Raw genomic sequence first — 16,271 nt, 5'->3', positions numbered from 1 at the left:
CGGATGCGAAAGATAGATTCCGTAGACGATCTGGATCAATTCGACAGGCGCATTCTAGAAGTCTTGAGCGAAGACGGGCGCATCCCCGTAACGGAACTCTCAAAAAAAGTCGGCCTTTCCAAGACTCCGTGTCAAGCGAGGCTGAAGAGGCTGGTCGATGAAGATTATATTGTCGGCTTTCGCGCTGCCATTGACCCTGAAAAACTTGGTCTCGACCATATTGCTTTTACGACGGTCAAGCTATCTGACACACGCGAAGCCGCGCTTGAGGCGTTCAACACAGCCGTGCGCAAGATACGTGAAGTCGAAGAGTGCCATATGATCGCAAGCTCTTTCGACTATCTTCTGAAGGTGCGAACGCCCAACATCCGGCGCTACCGCGAGGTGCTGGGCGAAAAGATTTCGAGCCTGCCCAATGTCGCAAGCACATCGACATTTGTGGTGATGGAGTCGGTCAAGGACAACCGCCCGGTAAGGGTCTATCCGGGCGCATTGTAATTTTCAGTTATAGTGGCTCATCTGCCAGATAACGCTCGAGCGTTTTGACAGTCCCATCCTGCCAGACGCGCAGCAGTGCGGATGAAAAAGCCGCCACATAAGCTGGATTTGAAGCAAGCGAGCCGAAGATATCATCCATCGCAAGCCACGCCGCGGGATTGTTTTTTGCAAGGGCCGCCTGCTTGGTCAGGCGACCCCATGACGGATCGTTTGGTTCAATAATCGAACCGCTATCGGTCGTACCGTAGCAATAGCGGCACCAGAACGCGGAAACGAGCGCCAGCCCTGTCACCGACTTGCCTTTTGCCACCCGATCAGCAGCAGTTGGCAGAATGAATTTCGGCTGTCGATTGGAGCCATCGAGGCACAGGCGGCGGATCGTATCGCCGATGCTTGGATTGGCGAAGCGTTCGTCGATGAGGATGCGATAGTCTTCGAGATTGGTATCCGGCACGGGTGGCACTTCCGGAATGATCTCATCCTTGGTGAGCTTTTCCAGATAGCGCCGGATCAGTGGATGCTCCATCGCTTCATGCACGAAATGTATGTCGAGCAATCCGCCAGGATAGGCGATGGCCGCATGACCGCCATTCAAGATACGGATTTTCATCAGTTCATAAGCAGCGACCTGATCAGTGAACGTGACGCCGACTTTTTCCAATGCAGGACGCCCAGTGGGGAAATTGTCCTCCATCACCCATTGCTTGAACACTTCACAGAAAACCGGCCACCCGTCTTTAACCCCGAAATCCTTCGCAGCGATTTCACGCTCGCGTGCACCGGTGGCTGGCGTGATGCGATCCACCATGGAATTCGGGAAAGCGACATTGGCGGAAATCCAGTCGGCAAAGATCGGATCTTTCAACTTGGCCAATCCCGTCACGGCGTCTTCCGTCACATGCCCGTTACCCGGAATGTTATCACAGGACATGACCGTGAAAGGCTGAACGCCTGCCGCCTTACGCAGTTTCAGCGCCTGCACGATCAGGCCGAACACAGTCTTGGGCTGATCCGGATGGGTGGCATCTGCCACAATATCTGGATGAGCAGGATCAAAGGTCTGACTGGCCGGATCGATATAATAACCGCCTTCGGTGATCGTCATGGAAACAATGCGAATAGAGGGCGATGTAAGATAGGCCATCAAAGCCCTTCGCCCTTCTTCAGTCGATATGGTCACATAATCGACCATAGAAGCGGTAATCCTTGCCCCCGCATAATCGGCTTCCTGTTCGACAACTGTGGTAAGCCAGTCTTGCGCCTTGAGCGTGTCGCGCATGGCATCGTCGCTTCCACGTACACCGGCGCCAACCAGCGCCCAGTCATGCCCCTCACCCATTCCGAACAAATCGTCCAGATAGACAGCCTGATGGGCACGATGAAAATTACCGACGCCGAAATGCACGATGCCCGGTTTCAACCTCGTTGGGTCGTAGCCGGGTTTGTGTACCTTGTCGAAGCTCTGGAGCGTTGCGCGCGACAGCTTGGTCATGACGATTTCCTTCAATTCAATCGGGTACAAACTGGACCTTCATCGTGGCTGGATCGCCACCGTGCTTGGTGAAGAACGGCAGCATTTCGCTGAGCGGTAACCGGTGCGAAACGAGGCGTGCCATTTCGCCCTTGTCCTGTTTGAGTATTTCCAGGGCCTGCGGAATGTTGCAGTTCAGCGAATGTGAGCCTGCAATTCGAATCTGACGACGGAAAATTTCGAAAGGCGTGACTGAAATCCGTGCATCCGGTGCGCAAACGCCAAACACCAGAACCGTACCGCCGTCGGCCGTGAAGCTGACCATGCTTTCAACGACCTTGGCAATGCCGGTTGCATCGGCAACGAAATCGAAACTGCGTTTACGCTTATCCAGCATTTCGGAGCCCGATACGACAGGCTCGAGGCCGAGACTTTCGACAAAGGCCAGACGATGTTCGTTGATATCCGCCACAAAAACCTGCCGCACACCTCGCGCCTTTAAAGATAAAGCCAGCAACAAGCCGATCGGCCCCGCACCGAAGACAAGCGCGTTCTCGGTGCCGCGCGGACCGGTCTTCAACTCCGCTGCACCAAGCCCGTTCAACACACAGGCAAGCGGTTCTGCGAGTGCTGCCACATAAAAAGGCAGATCACCGATGGGATAGAGATGACTGGCATTGACAAGGCTCATGCCCGCAAAGCCACCATTATGGGTCACACCATAGGCTTTGAGATCGGAGCAGAGATTGGTCAGTCCCTTGAGGCAGGCACGGCAATGACCGCAGGGAATATTCGGATCGACCGCAATGCGGTCGCCCACCTTCAGATTGGTCACGTCTTCCGCCACCGCGACCACAATGCCCGCATATTCATGCCCAGGCACCAGCGGAAACGCGCTGGAACCGTAGCGGCCATGCAGGACATCGATGTCGGTGTGACAGAGGCCTGATGCCTTGACGTCGATCAGCGCGTGTCCCGGCTGCAATGCCGGTTCCGGCAAGTCAGCCAGACCTGCTTCCCCATGGCCGGTAAAATAAATCGCTTTCATTGCAGATGTCCCGGCCTCTACTCAAGCCATCCAGTTGCCACCGTCGACCCCGAAAGTCTGGGCGAGGATGTAGTCGCTATCAGATGAGGCAAGAAAAACGGCCATGCCGGTAATATCTTCCGGCGTCGCAAAGCGACCAATCGGCACGGACTTTGCCACCGCCGCTTTTTTCTCACCCGGCTTCAAGCCTTCCCATTTGGCGAAATTCGCATCCACCACGTCCCAATGTTCGCCATCGACCACACCCGGCGCAATCGCATTGACATTGATCCCGTGCTTGACAAGCGCGAGAGCTGCCGACTGCGTAGCAGAAATGATGGCAGCCTTAGACGCGCAATAGAGGGTCACCAGCGCCTCGCCGCGACGACCGGCCTGGCTCGCCATATTGATGATCTTGCCGCCGCGTCCGCGCTTGATCATCACGTTCGAAACCGCCTTCATCATGAAAAGCGGTCCCTTGAGATTGATACCGAGCACACGCTCATAACTGTCCTCGGTCAATTCGTTGATAGGGGCCATATCGAAGATCGCGGCATTGTTGACCAGAATATCGATGCCGCCATATTCCGCATCGATCTCCACCACGACCTTGTCGATCTGACGGAGGTCGGTCACGTCAAGCTTTACCGCCTTGACCGATGGGCCGATACCGCGTGCGGCCTCTTCTGCTCGCTCAATATTAATATCGGCGATAATAACCTTCGCGCCCTCGCGCGCATAGGCCTCAGCGAAGCCAAGTCCGATACCGCGCGCAGCACCAGTGATGAGGGCCACCTTGTCTTTCAGTCTCATGGGGTTACTCCGGGATATTGCAGCCTGCACTTACAGGTGCGTTTTCTTTTCCGTCAGCAATAACGGGTGCCGTTCAAAGCGCTCCAAAGCCTTGCCGTCGGGTGTAAACAAATGCGCGTCAGCCGGGTCAAAACCCAGCTTAGCCGTTTCGTGTGCACGCGCCGCGCTCCCGCCGCCTGCCTCCGCCACGATCAGTCCGGTTGCACTTTCATTTTGCACATAGAGATAGGTCTCACCGCCAAGGCGCTCGACGACCATGATCTCGCCTTCGAGGATACCATCGGCTACCGGATGAAGATGTTCCGGACGAATGCCAAGAACCAGCGGTGCCCCAGCAATTACGCCCTCGCTTTTGACAGGCGCTTTGACGGACCGGCCATTTGCAAGCTGAACCGTTACCCCAGAGGCATCAACGGCACTGGCCTTGACCTCGATGAAGTTCATGGTCGGCGAGCCGATAAAGCCAGCCACAAAACGGTTGACCGGATGGTGATAAAGCTCCAGCGGCGATCCCACCTGCTCCACCTTCCCGTCGCGGAGAACCACGATCTTGTGTGCAAGCGTCATCGCTTCCACCTGATCATGCGTGACATAAATCATTGTCGCGTTGAGCCGGTCGTGCAGACGCGCCAGCTCGATACGCATCTGCACGCGTAGAGCAGCATCGAGATTGGAAAGCGGCTCATCGAACAGGAAAATCTTCGGCTCGCGCACCATTGCGCGTCCAATGGCAACGCGCTGACGCTGACCGCCGGAAAGCTGTTTCGGCTTGCGGTCAAGCAACTGGTCAAGCTGCAGCGTTTTTGCAACCTCTTCCACCTTGCGATCGCGTTCGGCTTTGGCAACGCCTGCAAGTTTTAGCGCAAAACCCATATTGTCGCGCACATTCATATGCGGATAAAGCGCATAGGTCTGGAAAACCATGGCAAGACCACGCTCGTCCGGCGGCGTATCGTTGATACGTTCGCCATCAATCGTGAGGTCGCCGCCGGTGATTTCCTCAAGCCCGGCAATCATGCGCAGAAGTGTTGACTTGCCCGAACCGGATGGCCCGACGAAAACCACGAATTCGCGGTCTGCAATGTCGAGATCGACGCCCTTGATAACATCAATATTGCCGAAGGACTTGGTGGCGTTTTTCAGTGACAGTGTAGCCATTTCGTTCCCTTTATTTCACTGCGCCAAAGGTAAGCCCGCGCACCAACTGGCGCTGCGTGACCCATCCAAAGACAAGAATTGGCGCGATTGCGAGCGTCGAGGCTGCCGAAAGTTTTGCCCAGAACAGCCCTTCTGGTGACGAGAAGGATGCTATGAATGCAGTGAGCGGACCGGCTTGCGAAGCCGTCAGGTTCAGGCTCCAGAACGCTTCGTTCCAGCACAGGATAATGGACAGCAGTGCCGTCGATGCGATACCCGGAAGGCTCAGCGGCAGAAGCAGATAGCGTATCTGCTGGCCAACTTTCGCACCGTCCATACGGCTTGCTTCGAGGATCTCACCGGGGACTTCCTTGAAGAAGGAGTAGAGCATCCAGACCACAATCGGCAGGTTGGACAGGGTGAAGATGATGATGAGGCCGGTACGTGTATCAAGAAGTCCGGTGTCACGTGCCAGAAGATAGATCGGCACCAGCACGCCGACTGCAGGCAGCATCTTGGTGGACAGCATCCATAGAAGAAGGTCTTTTGTGCGTTTACCGGGGAAGAACGCTGCTGCATAAGCCGCGGGAACCGCGATAATGAGCGAGAGAATAGTCGCGCCCAGACTTTCAACAACACTGTTCATGGCATAGCGGAAATAATCGGCACGCTGATTGACCGCGACAAAATTTTCCAGCGTTGGCTCAAAGAACAGTTTTGGCGGTGCCACGGCGTCGATTTCGGTCTTGAATGCGGCGAGCAGCATCCAGAGGATCGGGAAGAACATCAGCAGTGCCACGATCCAGCCAATGATCCCGGCCGAGACGGCAGCCTTGTTGATCTTGCGTTTTGCAGCCATCGGTCAGCCCTCCTAATTATCCAGATTTCGTGCGACAGTCCGGATCAGGAACGCGGCAACGATGTTGGCTAGGATGATGGCGATAACGCCGGCTGCGGAAGCGCCGCCGATATCCCATTGCAGGAGCGCTTTCAGATAGATGAAATAGGTAAGCGTCGTCGTGGCGATACCCGGTCCACCCGAAGTGGTGACAAGAATTTCCGCAAACACCGATAGAAGGAAGATCGTCTCGATCATGATGACGACCGAGATCGGGCGCAGCAGATGCGGCAGCACGATATAATAGAACATTACCGGGCCTTTGGCCCCGTCCAGGCGCGCCGCCTCCATCTGTTCCCGATCGAGTGACTGCATCGCAGTCATCAGGATCAGTGTCGCAAACGGCACCCATTGCCAGGACACAATTATGATGACGGAAGCCATCGGGAACTGCGAGAACCAGTCGATGACTGGCAGGCCGAAACTGCGTGAAATGAAGGCGAACAGCCCGTTCACCGGATGCATCAGCAGGTTTTTCCAGATCAGTGCCGAAACGGTAGGCATGACGAAGAACGGCGCAATGACCAGAAGCCGCGCTATGTTCTTGCCCCAGAAATCCTGATCGAAGATGACCGCGAAAAGTACACCAAAGACAACCGATATCACCAGAACCGACACGACAAGGATCAGTGTCTTGGCAATTGCGGACCATAAGGTCGGATCGGATAACAGGAAGGAATAGTTCGAGAAACCGGCAAAACCAGTAATGAATGGATTGATGAGATTGTAATACTGAAACGAGAACCACAAGGTCATCGCCAGTGGAACGATCATCCACAGCAAAAGCAGAATGACTGCTGGAGCGAGCAGAGGTCCAGTGCGGACACTGCGACGCGACTTTGCTGCAAAGCGTGATTTCGTGCCTGCGGCCAACGCATGGTTTGCTGGCATTCGGACTTATCCTCCCCTTCCCGTTTCGGATTCACCGTGGCGAACCTCTACGAAAATCAGGTCCGCCGCCTTCCTCCTACCGAAGGCGGCAGACCTTTATTTCACGGTTACTTGATGTAACCGGCCTGCGTCATGATCTGCTCGACCTGACGCTGCGCACCGTCGAGCGCCGCATCGACGCTCTGCTGACCGGCAACAGCCGACGAAATCGCCTGTCCGACGAGCGTGCCTATGGCCTGGAATTCAGGTATGGCCACAAACTGGATGCCGGTATAAGGGACCGGGTCCTTGGTCGGCTTTGTTGGATCGGCGGATTCAATGGCTTTCAGGACAGTATCCGCGAAGGGGGCTGCCTTCTTATATTCCTCATTGGCATAGGTGGACTGGCGTGTACCCGGAGGAACAGCAACCCAACCTTCCGACTTGCCGACGAGCTCGACATATTCCTTCGAGGTTGCCCATTTCAGGAACGACTTGGCGGCTTCCGCCTTCTTGCTCGATGCCGGAATTGCGAGATTCCATGACCACGCCCATGAGGAACCGTTTGGCGTCACCTCGACCGGAGCCTTGGTAAAGGCAACCTTGTCGGCAACCTGGCTCTGCTTTGGATCATAGATGCGTCCGGCAGCAGACGTAGCGTCGATCCACATGGCGCAATGACCGGTCGAAAACAGAGCTTGATTTTCGTTGAAGCCGTTCGAGGTAATTCCGGGAGGGCCTGCTTCCTTCATCAGATCGACGTAGAAGTTGATCGCCTTCTTCCATTCGTCCGAATTGATCTGAGGCTTCCAGTTTTCATCGAACCACCTGCCACCGAACGTATTGATCAGCGTACCGAGGTAAGCCATGTTTTCGCCCCAGCCCGGCTTTCCGCGCAGGCAGAGACCATATTGCTCTTTGGACTTGTCGGTCAGCTTGGTCGCGAAATCCTTAATTTCCGCATAGGTTGGCGCATCGGGCATTTTGAGGCCCGCCGCGTCAAATAAGTCCTTGCGATAAAGCGTAAACGAGCTCTCGGCATAGAATGGCACTGCATAGAGCTTGCCATCGACCGTCAGACCGGCACGAACCGGCTTGATGAGATCGTCATAGCCGTAATCATCACCCAGATCATCAACCGACAGAAGCCAGCCAGCCTTGCCCCAGATTGGTGTCTCGTAACCGCCAATGGTCAGGATATCGAACTGGCCGCTCTTGGTGGCGATATCGGTCGTGACGCGCTGACGCAGCACGTTTTCTTCAAGTACAACCCAGTTGATTTTATTGCCGGTGGCTTTTTCCCATTCCGGCGACAGTTTCTGCATGATGATCATGTCACCATTATTGACCGTCGCGATAGTGAGCTCTTCCGCCCACGCAGCCCCGGCCATAATTGCAACACCTGCAGCAGACGCAATAAGCCCTGCAACATAAGACTTGGTCCGCATTTCGTCTCCTCCTTTACGAATGCATAGCAAAATTCTTACATATGTAAAATTTATGGCGCGAGCGTCCGTAGCTTGTCAAGGACGGTTTTCAATTTTGCGTTGCGAGGAGAAACGACCGCTGTTGTGAACAGTTCTGAAGGCTGAAATCGCGGACATTTCTACCTGCCAAATTCACGAACCGATGTTTTAGCACATATGGATATTCACCGCATCATTCTCTGCGAACACATTTGTCTGCTTGACGTTTTGCCCCGCCTTTGACAGTTTGGCTGAACTTCGCCTGGAGGAAAATAAAGGCGAGCGGAGCTGGAGGAACATCCTGAAATCGTTGAAGAAGCGGCAACCGGGGCCAGATTTTGTCCTGAGAAATCAGCACATTCCAGTTTATGCGGCGGCTTCGCAAAAAACAGCATCGTCGTGTGCATCCTGCCCGCGACAACTGACGAACAGGACGTAAAGACGTGCGCAAGACAATACGCACCATGGAGGATTTTTCGGAGTTTGTTGGGCTTTCACGTCCAACGGTTTCGAAATATTTCAGTGATCCATCATCCGTCCGTCCCAAGACCCGCGAACTGATCGAAGCAGCGATCAAGCAATCCGGCTTTAGACCCAATCTTTTCGCGGTGAACCTCAATCGACGTCGCACGACAATTCTGGGTATAATTATTCCCAACCAGCTCGATCATTTCTACATGGCGATGACGAAGCGCTTGCAGTCGCTCGCAGAGCAACGCGGCTATCTTGCGATTGTTCTGTCATCCGATGGCAAGCCTGAGCTGGAAAAGCAGGCAATTGAAACTCTGCGTTCGCTCAATGTAGCAGGCGCCATCATCGCACCGCTTGGGGAAGCGTCGCAACATTCGACACTGGCGCGCCTCGCCGATGACGTTCCGATTGTCTATGTCGACTCTCCGCTCGACAACACCTCGCCCTTTGTCGGCACCGACAATCTCAAGTCCTTTCATCTGATCGTCGACTACCTGTGCCGCTCGGGCAGCGAGCCCTGTTATTTTTCCATGCCAATGGTCAATAACAACGCTATCAAACGACAAGATGCCTATAGACAGGCCATGGAAAAGCTCGGTTATGAGCCGCGCATCATTGACCTCGAACAAAGCCGAAGCTGGGATTTCGAGCGTTATGCCTTCGAGCAAACCGCGCGAATTCTGCGAGAAAAGGGACGTCTTCCGACAAGCACCGTTCTGTGCTCCAATGATCGCATCGCCTTTGGCGTAACCAGCGCACTCTGGCAGGCTGGTCTGAAAATCGGCAGGCTCAAGGATTGCGACGTTCGTGTCGCCGGTCACGACAATAATCCGCTGTCGGAATATACGTGCCCGCCGCTCACCACGGTGGCGCAGGATTATAATGAAATCGGGCGACTGGCGATTGAGCTCTTGTTTCGAACATTGGGCGAAACGACGGATGACCGACTGGAACTCCCGGAAACACAGCGCATTTTGCTTAATGCCGAAATCAAACTGCGCATGAGCGCATAAAAATGGCGGGTTATCCCGCCATTTTAGTTTCCGTTCTTTTAGTTCAGGCCGAGCGTGCCGCGCAGAGTAGAAAGATCTTCGGCAAGCGTGGTCACAGGACCAGCAAGTGCCTTGCGATCATCATCCGACAGCTTGTCGTAGGATTCGTACCCGTCACCCTTCTTGTACTTTGCAAGAATGTCGTCGACCGTCTTGAAGTTGGCTTCCACCTTCTTCACGAGGTCTGGATTTTCCTTTTCCAGCAAAGGCTTGAAGAGCTCAACGATCTTCTGGGCACCATCGACATTGGCCTTGAAATCCCAAAGATCAGTGTGGCTGTAACGATCCTCCTCACCGGAAATCTTGGTTGCAGCCACTTCTTCCAGCAAGGCAGCGGCACCACCGACGACCTTTTCCGGCGGAACAGTCAGGTCTTTCACGCGCTTCTGGAGTTCCAGCACATCTGCATAGAGTTTGTCGGCAATCGGAGCGAGCCCTTCAGTCGAATTCTGCGCAAACAGGCCATATTCGATGCGGTGAAACCCGGTAAAATCTTCCGACTTCTCACCATTTTCATGGTCATCTGCTCGACTGTCGATCGAAGCGTCAAGATCGGCGAAAAGCTCGGCAATCGGCTCAATCTTTTCATACGAAACGCGCGATGAAGGATAAAGCTCCTTGGCCTTTTCCAGATCGCCTGCCTTGACCGCGTCAGTGAAAGCCTTGGTGTCCTTTACCAGAACGTCGAGGTTTTCCTGCACATAGACTTTGTAGTCGGCGATCGGCTGAACGAGGTCCAGCGGTGAAACTTCGGCCTTAGCTGCGCCGAAGCTGAGCGTGAGAGCAACAGCACATGCCGATGCGAGCAATGGCAGACGATACTTCATATTTAGCCTCTCCAGATAAAGCGCATTGCGGGAAATGCGCGTTAAATCAAAAACTTGAGATGCGATCCTCACCCGCGTGCATTTTGCGGACCGCTTGCCTCCAAAAGTGCGCGCGCGTAGTAGTCCTTGTGATCCTGAACACCTGGCAGCGCGAAGAAATACCCGCCTCCAATCGGTTTCAGGTATTCTTCCAACGGCTCGCCGTTGAGCCGGTTCTGAACCGTGATGAAGCCCTTTTCCAAATCAGCCTGATAGGCGATGAAGAGGAGACCCATATCAAGCTGACCCGACTTGCTGACGCCGTTTGAATAGTTGAATGGCCGACGCAGAATGAGGTGCTGTTCGGCATTGGCATCGCGCGGATTTGCCAAACGGATATGCGAGTCGAGCGGCGTCACCTTACCGTCCGCATCCTTCGCATAGTCGGGAACATCGGCTTCGGTCTTGCCGTCAAACGGCGCACCGCTATCCTTGCGACGTCCGAAAATGGCTTCCTGCTCCTGAAGCGGTGTGCGATCCCAGCGTTCGACGAAATTGCGAATAATGCGTACAGCCATATAGCTGCCATTGATCGCCCAGTCCGGCTCTTCATTTTGCTTCTGCACCCAGACTACGCGGTTCATCAATTCCTTGTCGGAGGAATCCGGATTGGCGGACCCGTCGCGGAAGCCGAGGAAGTTTCGCGCGCTTTCCTTCGCCCGGGGCGAATGCGGCGGCTGCACCGGAACCGTGCCTTCCTGTTTCCACCGAACCATCAGAAGATCAGGCATATTCTTCATGATGTCGCGCAGCGCATGGATGTTGGTGTCCGGCGTATTCGAACAAAACTGAATGACGATATCCCCGTGGCAGATGTCCTTCTGCAAGGCGTCGTTGGGGAAGCCGGTCATGCGTTGCAGAAGTTTCGGCTTCAACGGCTTCAGACCGAAACGATCATCGAACAAGGATGAACCAAGCGCGATCGTAACCGTGAGATTGTCCGGCGTGACGACAGGTCCAAGGATGCCGGAATCCGAGGGCGGAAACTTCGCGTCGAGTTCTGGCGGCTCCCCACCCTTCATCAAGAATTCGGTCCGCTCGGTCAGCAGCTTGAACATGCGCTCGAGTTCAGCGCGGTCACGCGCCAGCACATCAAAGGAGGCTATGAGACCGGCAGCAGGTCGCGGCGTAACAATACCCGGCTGGTGCTTTCCGTAAAAAGGCTGGCTTTCGTGAAGCTTTTCACTTTCCGGCGCATTGGTCACGCTTTCCGAAGAAAGAGCATGGGCCGCCTGCGGGGCAAGCACGCCTGCAACGGCTCCGGCAACCCCGGTTGCACCAGCCCCGAGGAGCAGTGCACGGCGACCGACGGAAACAGGTTCTTCAGTGGTAATCTTATCGGCTTTGAAAAATTTTATGGTCATCAATCTACCCCAAGCTGATCGCGGAGTTTCGTAAACTGTGCAGCGAGTTGAGCTGCACCTTCCTTAATTTTCGTCTTTTCATCAGACGACAGAGCATCATACGCCTTGTAGCCATTGCCTTCGGCCCCTGTACCAAGCAGTGCCTTGATCGAAGTCGCATCCTTGTCGATGCCTTCAAAGGCTTTCGGATCAGTCTTTACAACGATGGGGCGCAGGACATCGGCAGTCTTCCCGGAACCTTCGAGGAGGCCAGACAAAGCCTGCAGATCGGTGTGCGCATAACGGTCTTCACCGGCATCAGACGCGGTCGAAGCAAAACGGTTCAATGCGGAAGCAGTGCCCGCCATCATGCGATCCGGTGAAATGCGAAGCCCGCGAATACGCTCTTTCAATGCAGTAGCATCCTGCTCAAGCTTGCCAGCAACAGGCGCCAGTCCATCGACGGATTTCTGCTCGAACAAACCGTATTCGATACGGTGCAAACCACCGAACGCAGGGTCCTGCTCACGCTTTTCAAAATAATCCGCGCGAGCATTGATAGCTGTATCAAGATCGGAGAACGCCTCCGAGACAGGAGCAATGCGCGCATAGGCTTCGCGCGCAGAACCGTAAGCCGCTTGTGCGGCCTCAAGGTTGCCGCTCGCTATTGCCGTGGAAAGTGCCGCAACAGCTTTCTGGAATTCAGCGACCTCTGTGGTCAGATAAATCTGATACTCGGCCAGTGCACCAATGAAAGCGGTAAGCGGAAGCTTGCCCTTTTCCGCTTCACTGGCAGCAGTCGCAGTTACAGTCAGCTTGCCGCGCGGATTGGAAAGGAGCCCGCAGGTAATCTGGTATTCGCCGGGTGTCAGCTTGGCGGTTATGGTCTGCTTGAAGCCAGGCGCAATATTTTCGCGTTCTTCAAGAACCATCACACCGTCAAGGATTTCCCACTCGACCGTCCGGTCCGACTTATTGACGATTTCAAATACCGAGCGCCCGGCCGGAACCGTCAGTTCGTTCGGCTCGCAGCTTTTTGCGTTGATCGCGACCTGTATTTTGTCACCGGCTTCTGCATGGCGGGCTTTGTCCGACACTCGGGATGCATAATAAAACGCAGCACCAGCGGCGAGCAGCAACAGCACGGCGAGAGCAAGTCCTATGCGGACCAGATTGCGCGACATGGGTTCAGCGGGTTTCGGATTCGTCATTGAAATCTCTTTTACTGTGCGCTTGTTTTGGCCTGGCCTGCGGTTGCCGGTGCACTGGCTGGCATCAGGAACAGGATGAGCGCCGGAACGAGGAAGGCGACATAGGCGACCACTTCACTGACGGTCGGCGTTGCGATGTAACCGAAAACACCCGCCAGAACCGAGCCAAGCGTGCTGTCGAGTGGCAGAACATCACTCATATCGAAAACAACCGTCTGGAAATGGTTCCAGATACCAGCTTCGTGCAGCGCCATGACAGAATTGGCGAGAATGCCCGCCGCGATGATCAAAATGAAAACACCGGTCCAGCGGAAGAAGCGACGAAGGTTCAGCTTCAAGCCACCCTTAAAGATGCCGTAGCCAACGGCGGCGGCCAGCAACACACCGAGAAGCGCGCCAAGCGGTGCTGCGGCCCCTTCGCTCTGCTGAAAAGCCGCCAGCAGAAAGAAGACCGATTCCAGTCCCTCACGCGCGACCGCAAAAAACACCATCAGAATGAGGCCGAAGCCTTTGTGCGTTGATGTCTGAAAGGCTGCATCGATGGAGTGATGCAGTTCCGACTTGATGGAGCGTGCGGCCTTGCGCATCCAGAACACCATTGAGGTCAGCACAACAACGGCAATCAGACCAATAATGGCTTCGAAAAGTTCCTGCGCTTTCTGCGGGAATTCCGCACTCAGAAGCTGCAGGATAGCGCCAACGGTAAGCGACATAGCCAAAGCAAGCAAAATGCCGATCCAGACTACCGGCATCCATGCGCTACGCCCGGTCTGGTGAAGATAACTGGCTATAATACCGACGATCAGCGCTGCTTCAACGCCTTCGCGGAACATGATGAGAAAAGGTACGAGCATTCCGACTATCCAAAAGACAGAGAAATCGGCCTGTCCCTTGGTCGCTTCTCTTCAAACCCGGCATGAAGCCTTCGCCATTTGGTCATCTTTTATATCTGCTGAGCCGGCGCTGCAAGTTAAATGAAGTTGACCAGTACAGGAATGTTTTAGAATTATTCTAACTATTTCAGGAACTTATGAGTCCGTTTGTTAGCGAGAAATGATAATCTGCCAAGTTCAGAGGCGATTGTATAAGTCATTGAAAATGCACTGAAGCCATGGTCCGAGCCCGATTAAACATCGGTTGACTACGAGCTGAAATCAAACCGGTCTAGGTTTCAAATCTCCCGGGCAAACCTGCTTTCCCGGCTTGCGACGGATTAAGCCTGACATAATCTGCCTTCAAATCTTCGGATGTCTTACGACTGCCATCATGGCTCCAGCCGGGAGGCGCGATCATATACATCAGGCGCTGCTGCAAGGTGAGACCTGACGAGAATACGTCCTTGAACATACCGACCCATTCGTGAAACGCGACACGCACCGGATTGAATGTGCCAACATTTTTCACGATACCATAGCGAGGCATATCTTCCGGCAACTCCTCCACGAAGGTGCCCAACATACGATCCCAGACAATCAGCGTGCCTGCGTAATTCGCGTCAAGATAACGCGGATTGGTCGCATGGTGTACGCGGTGATGCGACGGGGTGTTGAAGATGAACTCGATAGGCTTCGGCAGTTTGCCGATGGCTTCCGTGTGAATCCAGAATTGATAGATAAGATTGAACCCATAGACGAAAGCGATCACCGCAGGGTGAAATCCCAGCAGTACCATCGGCACCTGCAACACGAACATGCCCGTCATCTGTCCGGTCCACGACTGACGCAGCGCCGTCGTCAGATTATAGTGCTGGCTGGAGTGGTGGTTGACGTGTTCCGCCCAGACCCAGCGCACACGATGCGCAATCCGGTGATAGCAGTAATAGCGCAAATCATCGAAGATGAAGGCGATCACGAATACCCACCAATGCAGACCGAGATCAAAAAAACGGAACTGCCAGACCCACAACAAAGCTGTCACGGAAACGAAGCCGAGCAACAAGCCTGCTGCAACATTGCCCGCCCCCATGAGCAGGCTTGTGAAGGCGTCTTTCGTTTCAAATTCGCCCTTACGCTGCCAATAGCGGATAGCCACGAGCTCAATCAGAATCCCCAGCACATAAAGCGGGATCGCAACACGCGTCACATCGAAAAAAACCGGATTGCTATCCATGTGGGCTCACCTCCCCAGACGAACCTGAAAGCCAGACTATCACTCTTTCCCGATCCGCAGCATTCCTGAAAAGGAAGCGCGCTTTGGGCCAGGTAAAATCCTTCATATGCAATATCAGTTCGGTATTGCCCTTATCCTCAAGAGCAAGGATATCAGCGGCGGTCATGAATCGCGTCAGAAAGCGGTCCCCAACACTATGGACGAGCCCGGTAGATGCGCCACACAACGGGAAAAATGCGGTGCGACGATCATCCGTATAACAAATCTCACTGATTTCGATCTCGGGATAGTCAAGATGAAAGCGCGTTTTGACACTTTCGTCATTGGGAAGAATGCTGCGTTTCAGCCCTCCACCCAGAAAATGAATTAGCAGAACGCCGAAACCTATCCCGGCGACAACCATAAGCAGAAGCAGCCGTAAATCCATGAAATCTCCCATTCGCAGCGATGCCAGTCGTTCCCGAAGACATCCTAGCCATCAGCCAGTGCGAATACATCCCAAAACTTCGCGGGCTGATTTGCGAGTCGCACCGACTTGCCATTTGCAACGGGAGATTGTTTCGATTTGGAGCACGCCACAGGCACAACAGGATACAAATGCTGACCAATAAGCTGGAGAACACAGCCGGAATCCGAAAAGTTTCAGAATTTTCCGAAATGGTCAAAAATTTCGTGTTTCAGGGGTTGAAGATTGGAGCAAGGTGATACATATCACAGTCACTTACCGCTGTGCCTCCTCCCATTGCGCGCGGTAAGTGTTCCCCTCTGGAGGTTTGCCCAATGTGGCACCTTCATAACTTAGCCGGACTTCCCAGTCCGGCTCTTTTTTTGCCCAAATTTCTGGCTCTCTCTTCTTTTCACCAAAAATACGTAACTTGTACAAAGCACTGTTTTAAAAACACTAATTCACAAAAATCAGTTTTTTCAAAATCGTCCTTCTGCGCATTAACTTATTTTCAGTTAATCAGCGAGATACACTTGGGTACGACGCAAAAAAGCGCCGCGTTTCCGCGGCGCTTTCCATTGATTGACCTACATT

At 54.1% G+C, this 16,271-nt stretch carries 15 protein-coding genes; 2 read left to right on the top strand and 13 right to left on the bottom strand.

The window, feature by feature from the left end; all coding sequences use genetic code 11:
- Nucleotides 1-3: 3 nt before the first annotated feature.
- Entirely contained in the window at nt 4-498 is a 495-nt protein-coding gene (locus F9K91_RS15830) for an Lrp/AsnC family transcriptional regulator (protein WP_151554494.1), read from the top strand.
- A gap of 7 nt (nt 499-505) precedes the next feature.
- On the opposite strand, the gene F9K91_RS15825 is transcribed toward F9K91_RS15830, so the two are convergent.
- From F9K91_RS15825 to F9K91_RS15795, 7 genes are all read right to left on the bottom strand, one after another.
- Nucleotides 506-1,990 (bottom strand): mannitol dehydrogenase family protein, encoded by a 1,485-nt coding sequence (locus F9K91_RS15825; RefSeq protein WP_151678169.1) that lies wholly within the window; start codon nt 1,988-1,990, stop codon nt 506-508.
- Between the two features lie 16 nt (nt 1,991-2,006).
- The gene (locus F9K91_RS15820; protein ID WP_151678168.1) at nt 2,007-3,017 is read right to left on the bottom strand and encodes a zinc-dependent alcohol dehydrogenase family protein; all 1,011 of its coding nucleotides are present in this window, start codon (nt 3,015-3,017) and stop codon (nt 2,007-2,009) included.
- Nucleotides 3,018-3,038: 21 nt separating this feature from the next.
- Nucleotides 3,039-3,809 carry an L-iditol 2-dehydrogenase gene (locus F9K91_RS15815; RefSeq protein WP_151554491.1) on the bottom strand — a complete coding sequence of 257 codons (771 nt, stop codon included), beginning with the start codon at nt 3,807-3,809 and terminating at the stop codon, nt 3,039-3,041.
- A 30-nt stretch (nt 3,810-3,839) separates the two neighbouring features.
- Nucleotides 3,840-4,967, bottom strand: coding sequence for an ABC transporter ATP-binding protein (locus F9K91_RS15810; protein WP_151678167.1), 1,128 nt, complete (start codon nt 4,965-4,967; stop codon nt 3,840-3,842).
- Between the two features lie 10 nt (nt 4,968-4,977).
- Nucleotides 4,978-5,805: a carbohydrate ABC transporter permease gene (locus F9K91_RS15805; protein ID WP_010659038.1), complete on the bottom strand. Its 828-nt coding sequence runs from the start codon at nt 5,803-5,805 to the stop codon at nt 4,978-4,980.
- Nucleotides 5,806-5,817: 12 nt separating this feature from the next.
- Complete coding sequence (locus tag F9K91_RS15800; RefSeq protein WP_061347018.1) at nt 5,818-6,735, bottom strand: carbohydrate ABC transporter permease; 918 nt, start codon at nt 6,733-6,735, stop codon at nt 5,818-5,820.
- A 107-nt stretch (nt 6,736-6,842) separates the two neighbouring features.
- Complete coding sequence (locus F9K91_RS15795; protein ID WP_167522224.1) at nt 6,843-8,162, bottom strand: ABC transporter substrate-binding protein; 1,320 nt, start codon at nt 8,160-8,162, stop codon at nt 6,843-6,845.
- Between the two features lie 482 nt (nt 8,163-8,644).
- Between F9K91_RS15795 and F9K91_RS15790 the strand changes: the two genes are divergently transcribed.
- Nucleotides 8,645-9,664: a LacI family DNA-binding transcriptional regulator gene (locus F9K91_RS15790; protein WP_151554657.1), complete on the top strand. Its 1,020-nt coding sequence runs from the start codon at nt 8,645-8,647 to the stop codon at nt 9,662-9,664.
- Between the two features lie 38 nt (nt 9,665-9,702).
- Here F9K91_RS15790 and efeO (F9K91_RS15785) read toward each other — a convergent pair whose 3' ends face one another.
- The 6 genes from efeO (F9K91_RS15785) to F9K91_RS15760 all read right to left on the bottom strand — a co-directional run bounded on the left by efeO (F9K91_RS15785) (nt 9,703) and on the right by F9K91_RS15760 (nt 15,659).
- Nucleotides 9,703-10,530: an iron uptake system protein EfeO gene (gene efeO / locus F9K91_RS15785; protein ID WP_151651009.1), complete on the bottom strand. Its 828-nt coding sequence runs from the start codon at nt 10,528-10,530 to the stop codon at nt 9,703-9,705.
- A 68-nt stretch (nt 10,531-10,598) separates the two neighbouring features.
- Nucleotides 10,599-11,933 carry an iron uptake transporter deferrochelatase/peroxidase subunit gene (gene efeB / locus F9K91_RS15780; protein ID WP_151678166.1) on the bottom strand — a complete coding sequence of 445 codons (1,335 nt, stop codon included), beginning with the start codon at nt 11,931-11,933 and terminating at the stop codon, nt 10,599-10,601.
- A complete protein-coding gene (gene efeO, locus F9K91_RS15775) occupies nt 11,933-13,123 on the bottom strand; it encodes an iron uptake system protein EfeO (RefSeq protein WP_151651007.1) in 1,191 nt (396 codons plus the stop codon). The genes efeB and efeO (F9K91_RS15775) overlap by 1 nt, the downstream gene beginning before the upstream one ends.
- 11 nt (nt 13,124-13,134) lie before the next feature.
- Nucleotides 13,135-13,977, bottom strand: coding sequence for an iron uptake transporter permease EfeU (efeU, locus tag F9K91_RS15770; protein WP_061347012.1), 843 nt, complete (start codon nt 13,975-13,977; stop codon nt 13,135-13,137).
- A gap of 310 nt (nt 13,978-14,287) precedes the next feature.
- Nucleotides 14,288-15,232, bottom strand: a complete 945-nt coding sequence (locus tag F9K91_RS15765; protein ID WP_151678165.1) for a sterol desaturase family protein — start codon at nt 15,230-15,232, stop codon at nt 14,288-14,290.
- Nucleotides 15,225-15,659 (bottom strand): hypothetical protein, encoded by a 435-nt coding sequence (locus tag F9K91_RS15760; protein WP_235913086.1) that lies wholly within the window; start codon nt 15,657-15,659, stop codon nt 15,225-15,227. Before F9K91_RS15760 ends, F9K91_RS15765 begins: the two co-directional genes overlap by 8 nt.
- Nucleotides 15,660-16,271: the final 612 nt, after the last annotated feature.

The organism is Brucella tritici, from assembly GCF_008932295.1.
Classification (GTDB): Bacteria; Pseudomonadota; Alphaproteobacteria; order Rhizobiales; family Rhizobiaceae; genus Brucella; species Brucella tritici.
Note: the sequence above shows the minus strand (reverse complement) of the source record. Positions and strands in the feature narration are given on the sequence as shown.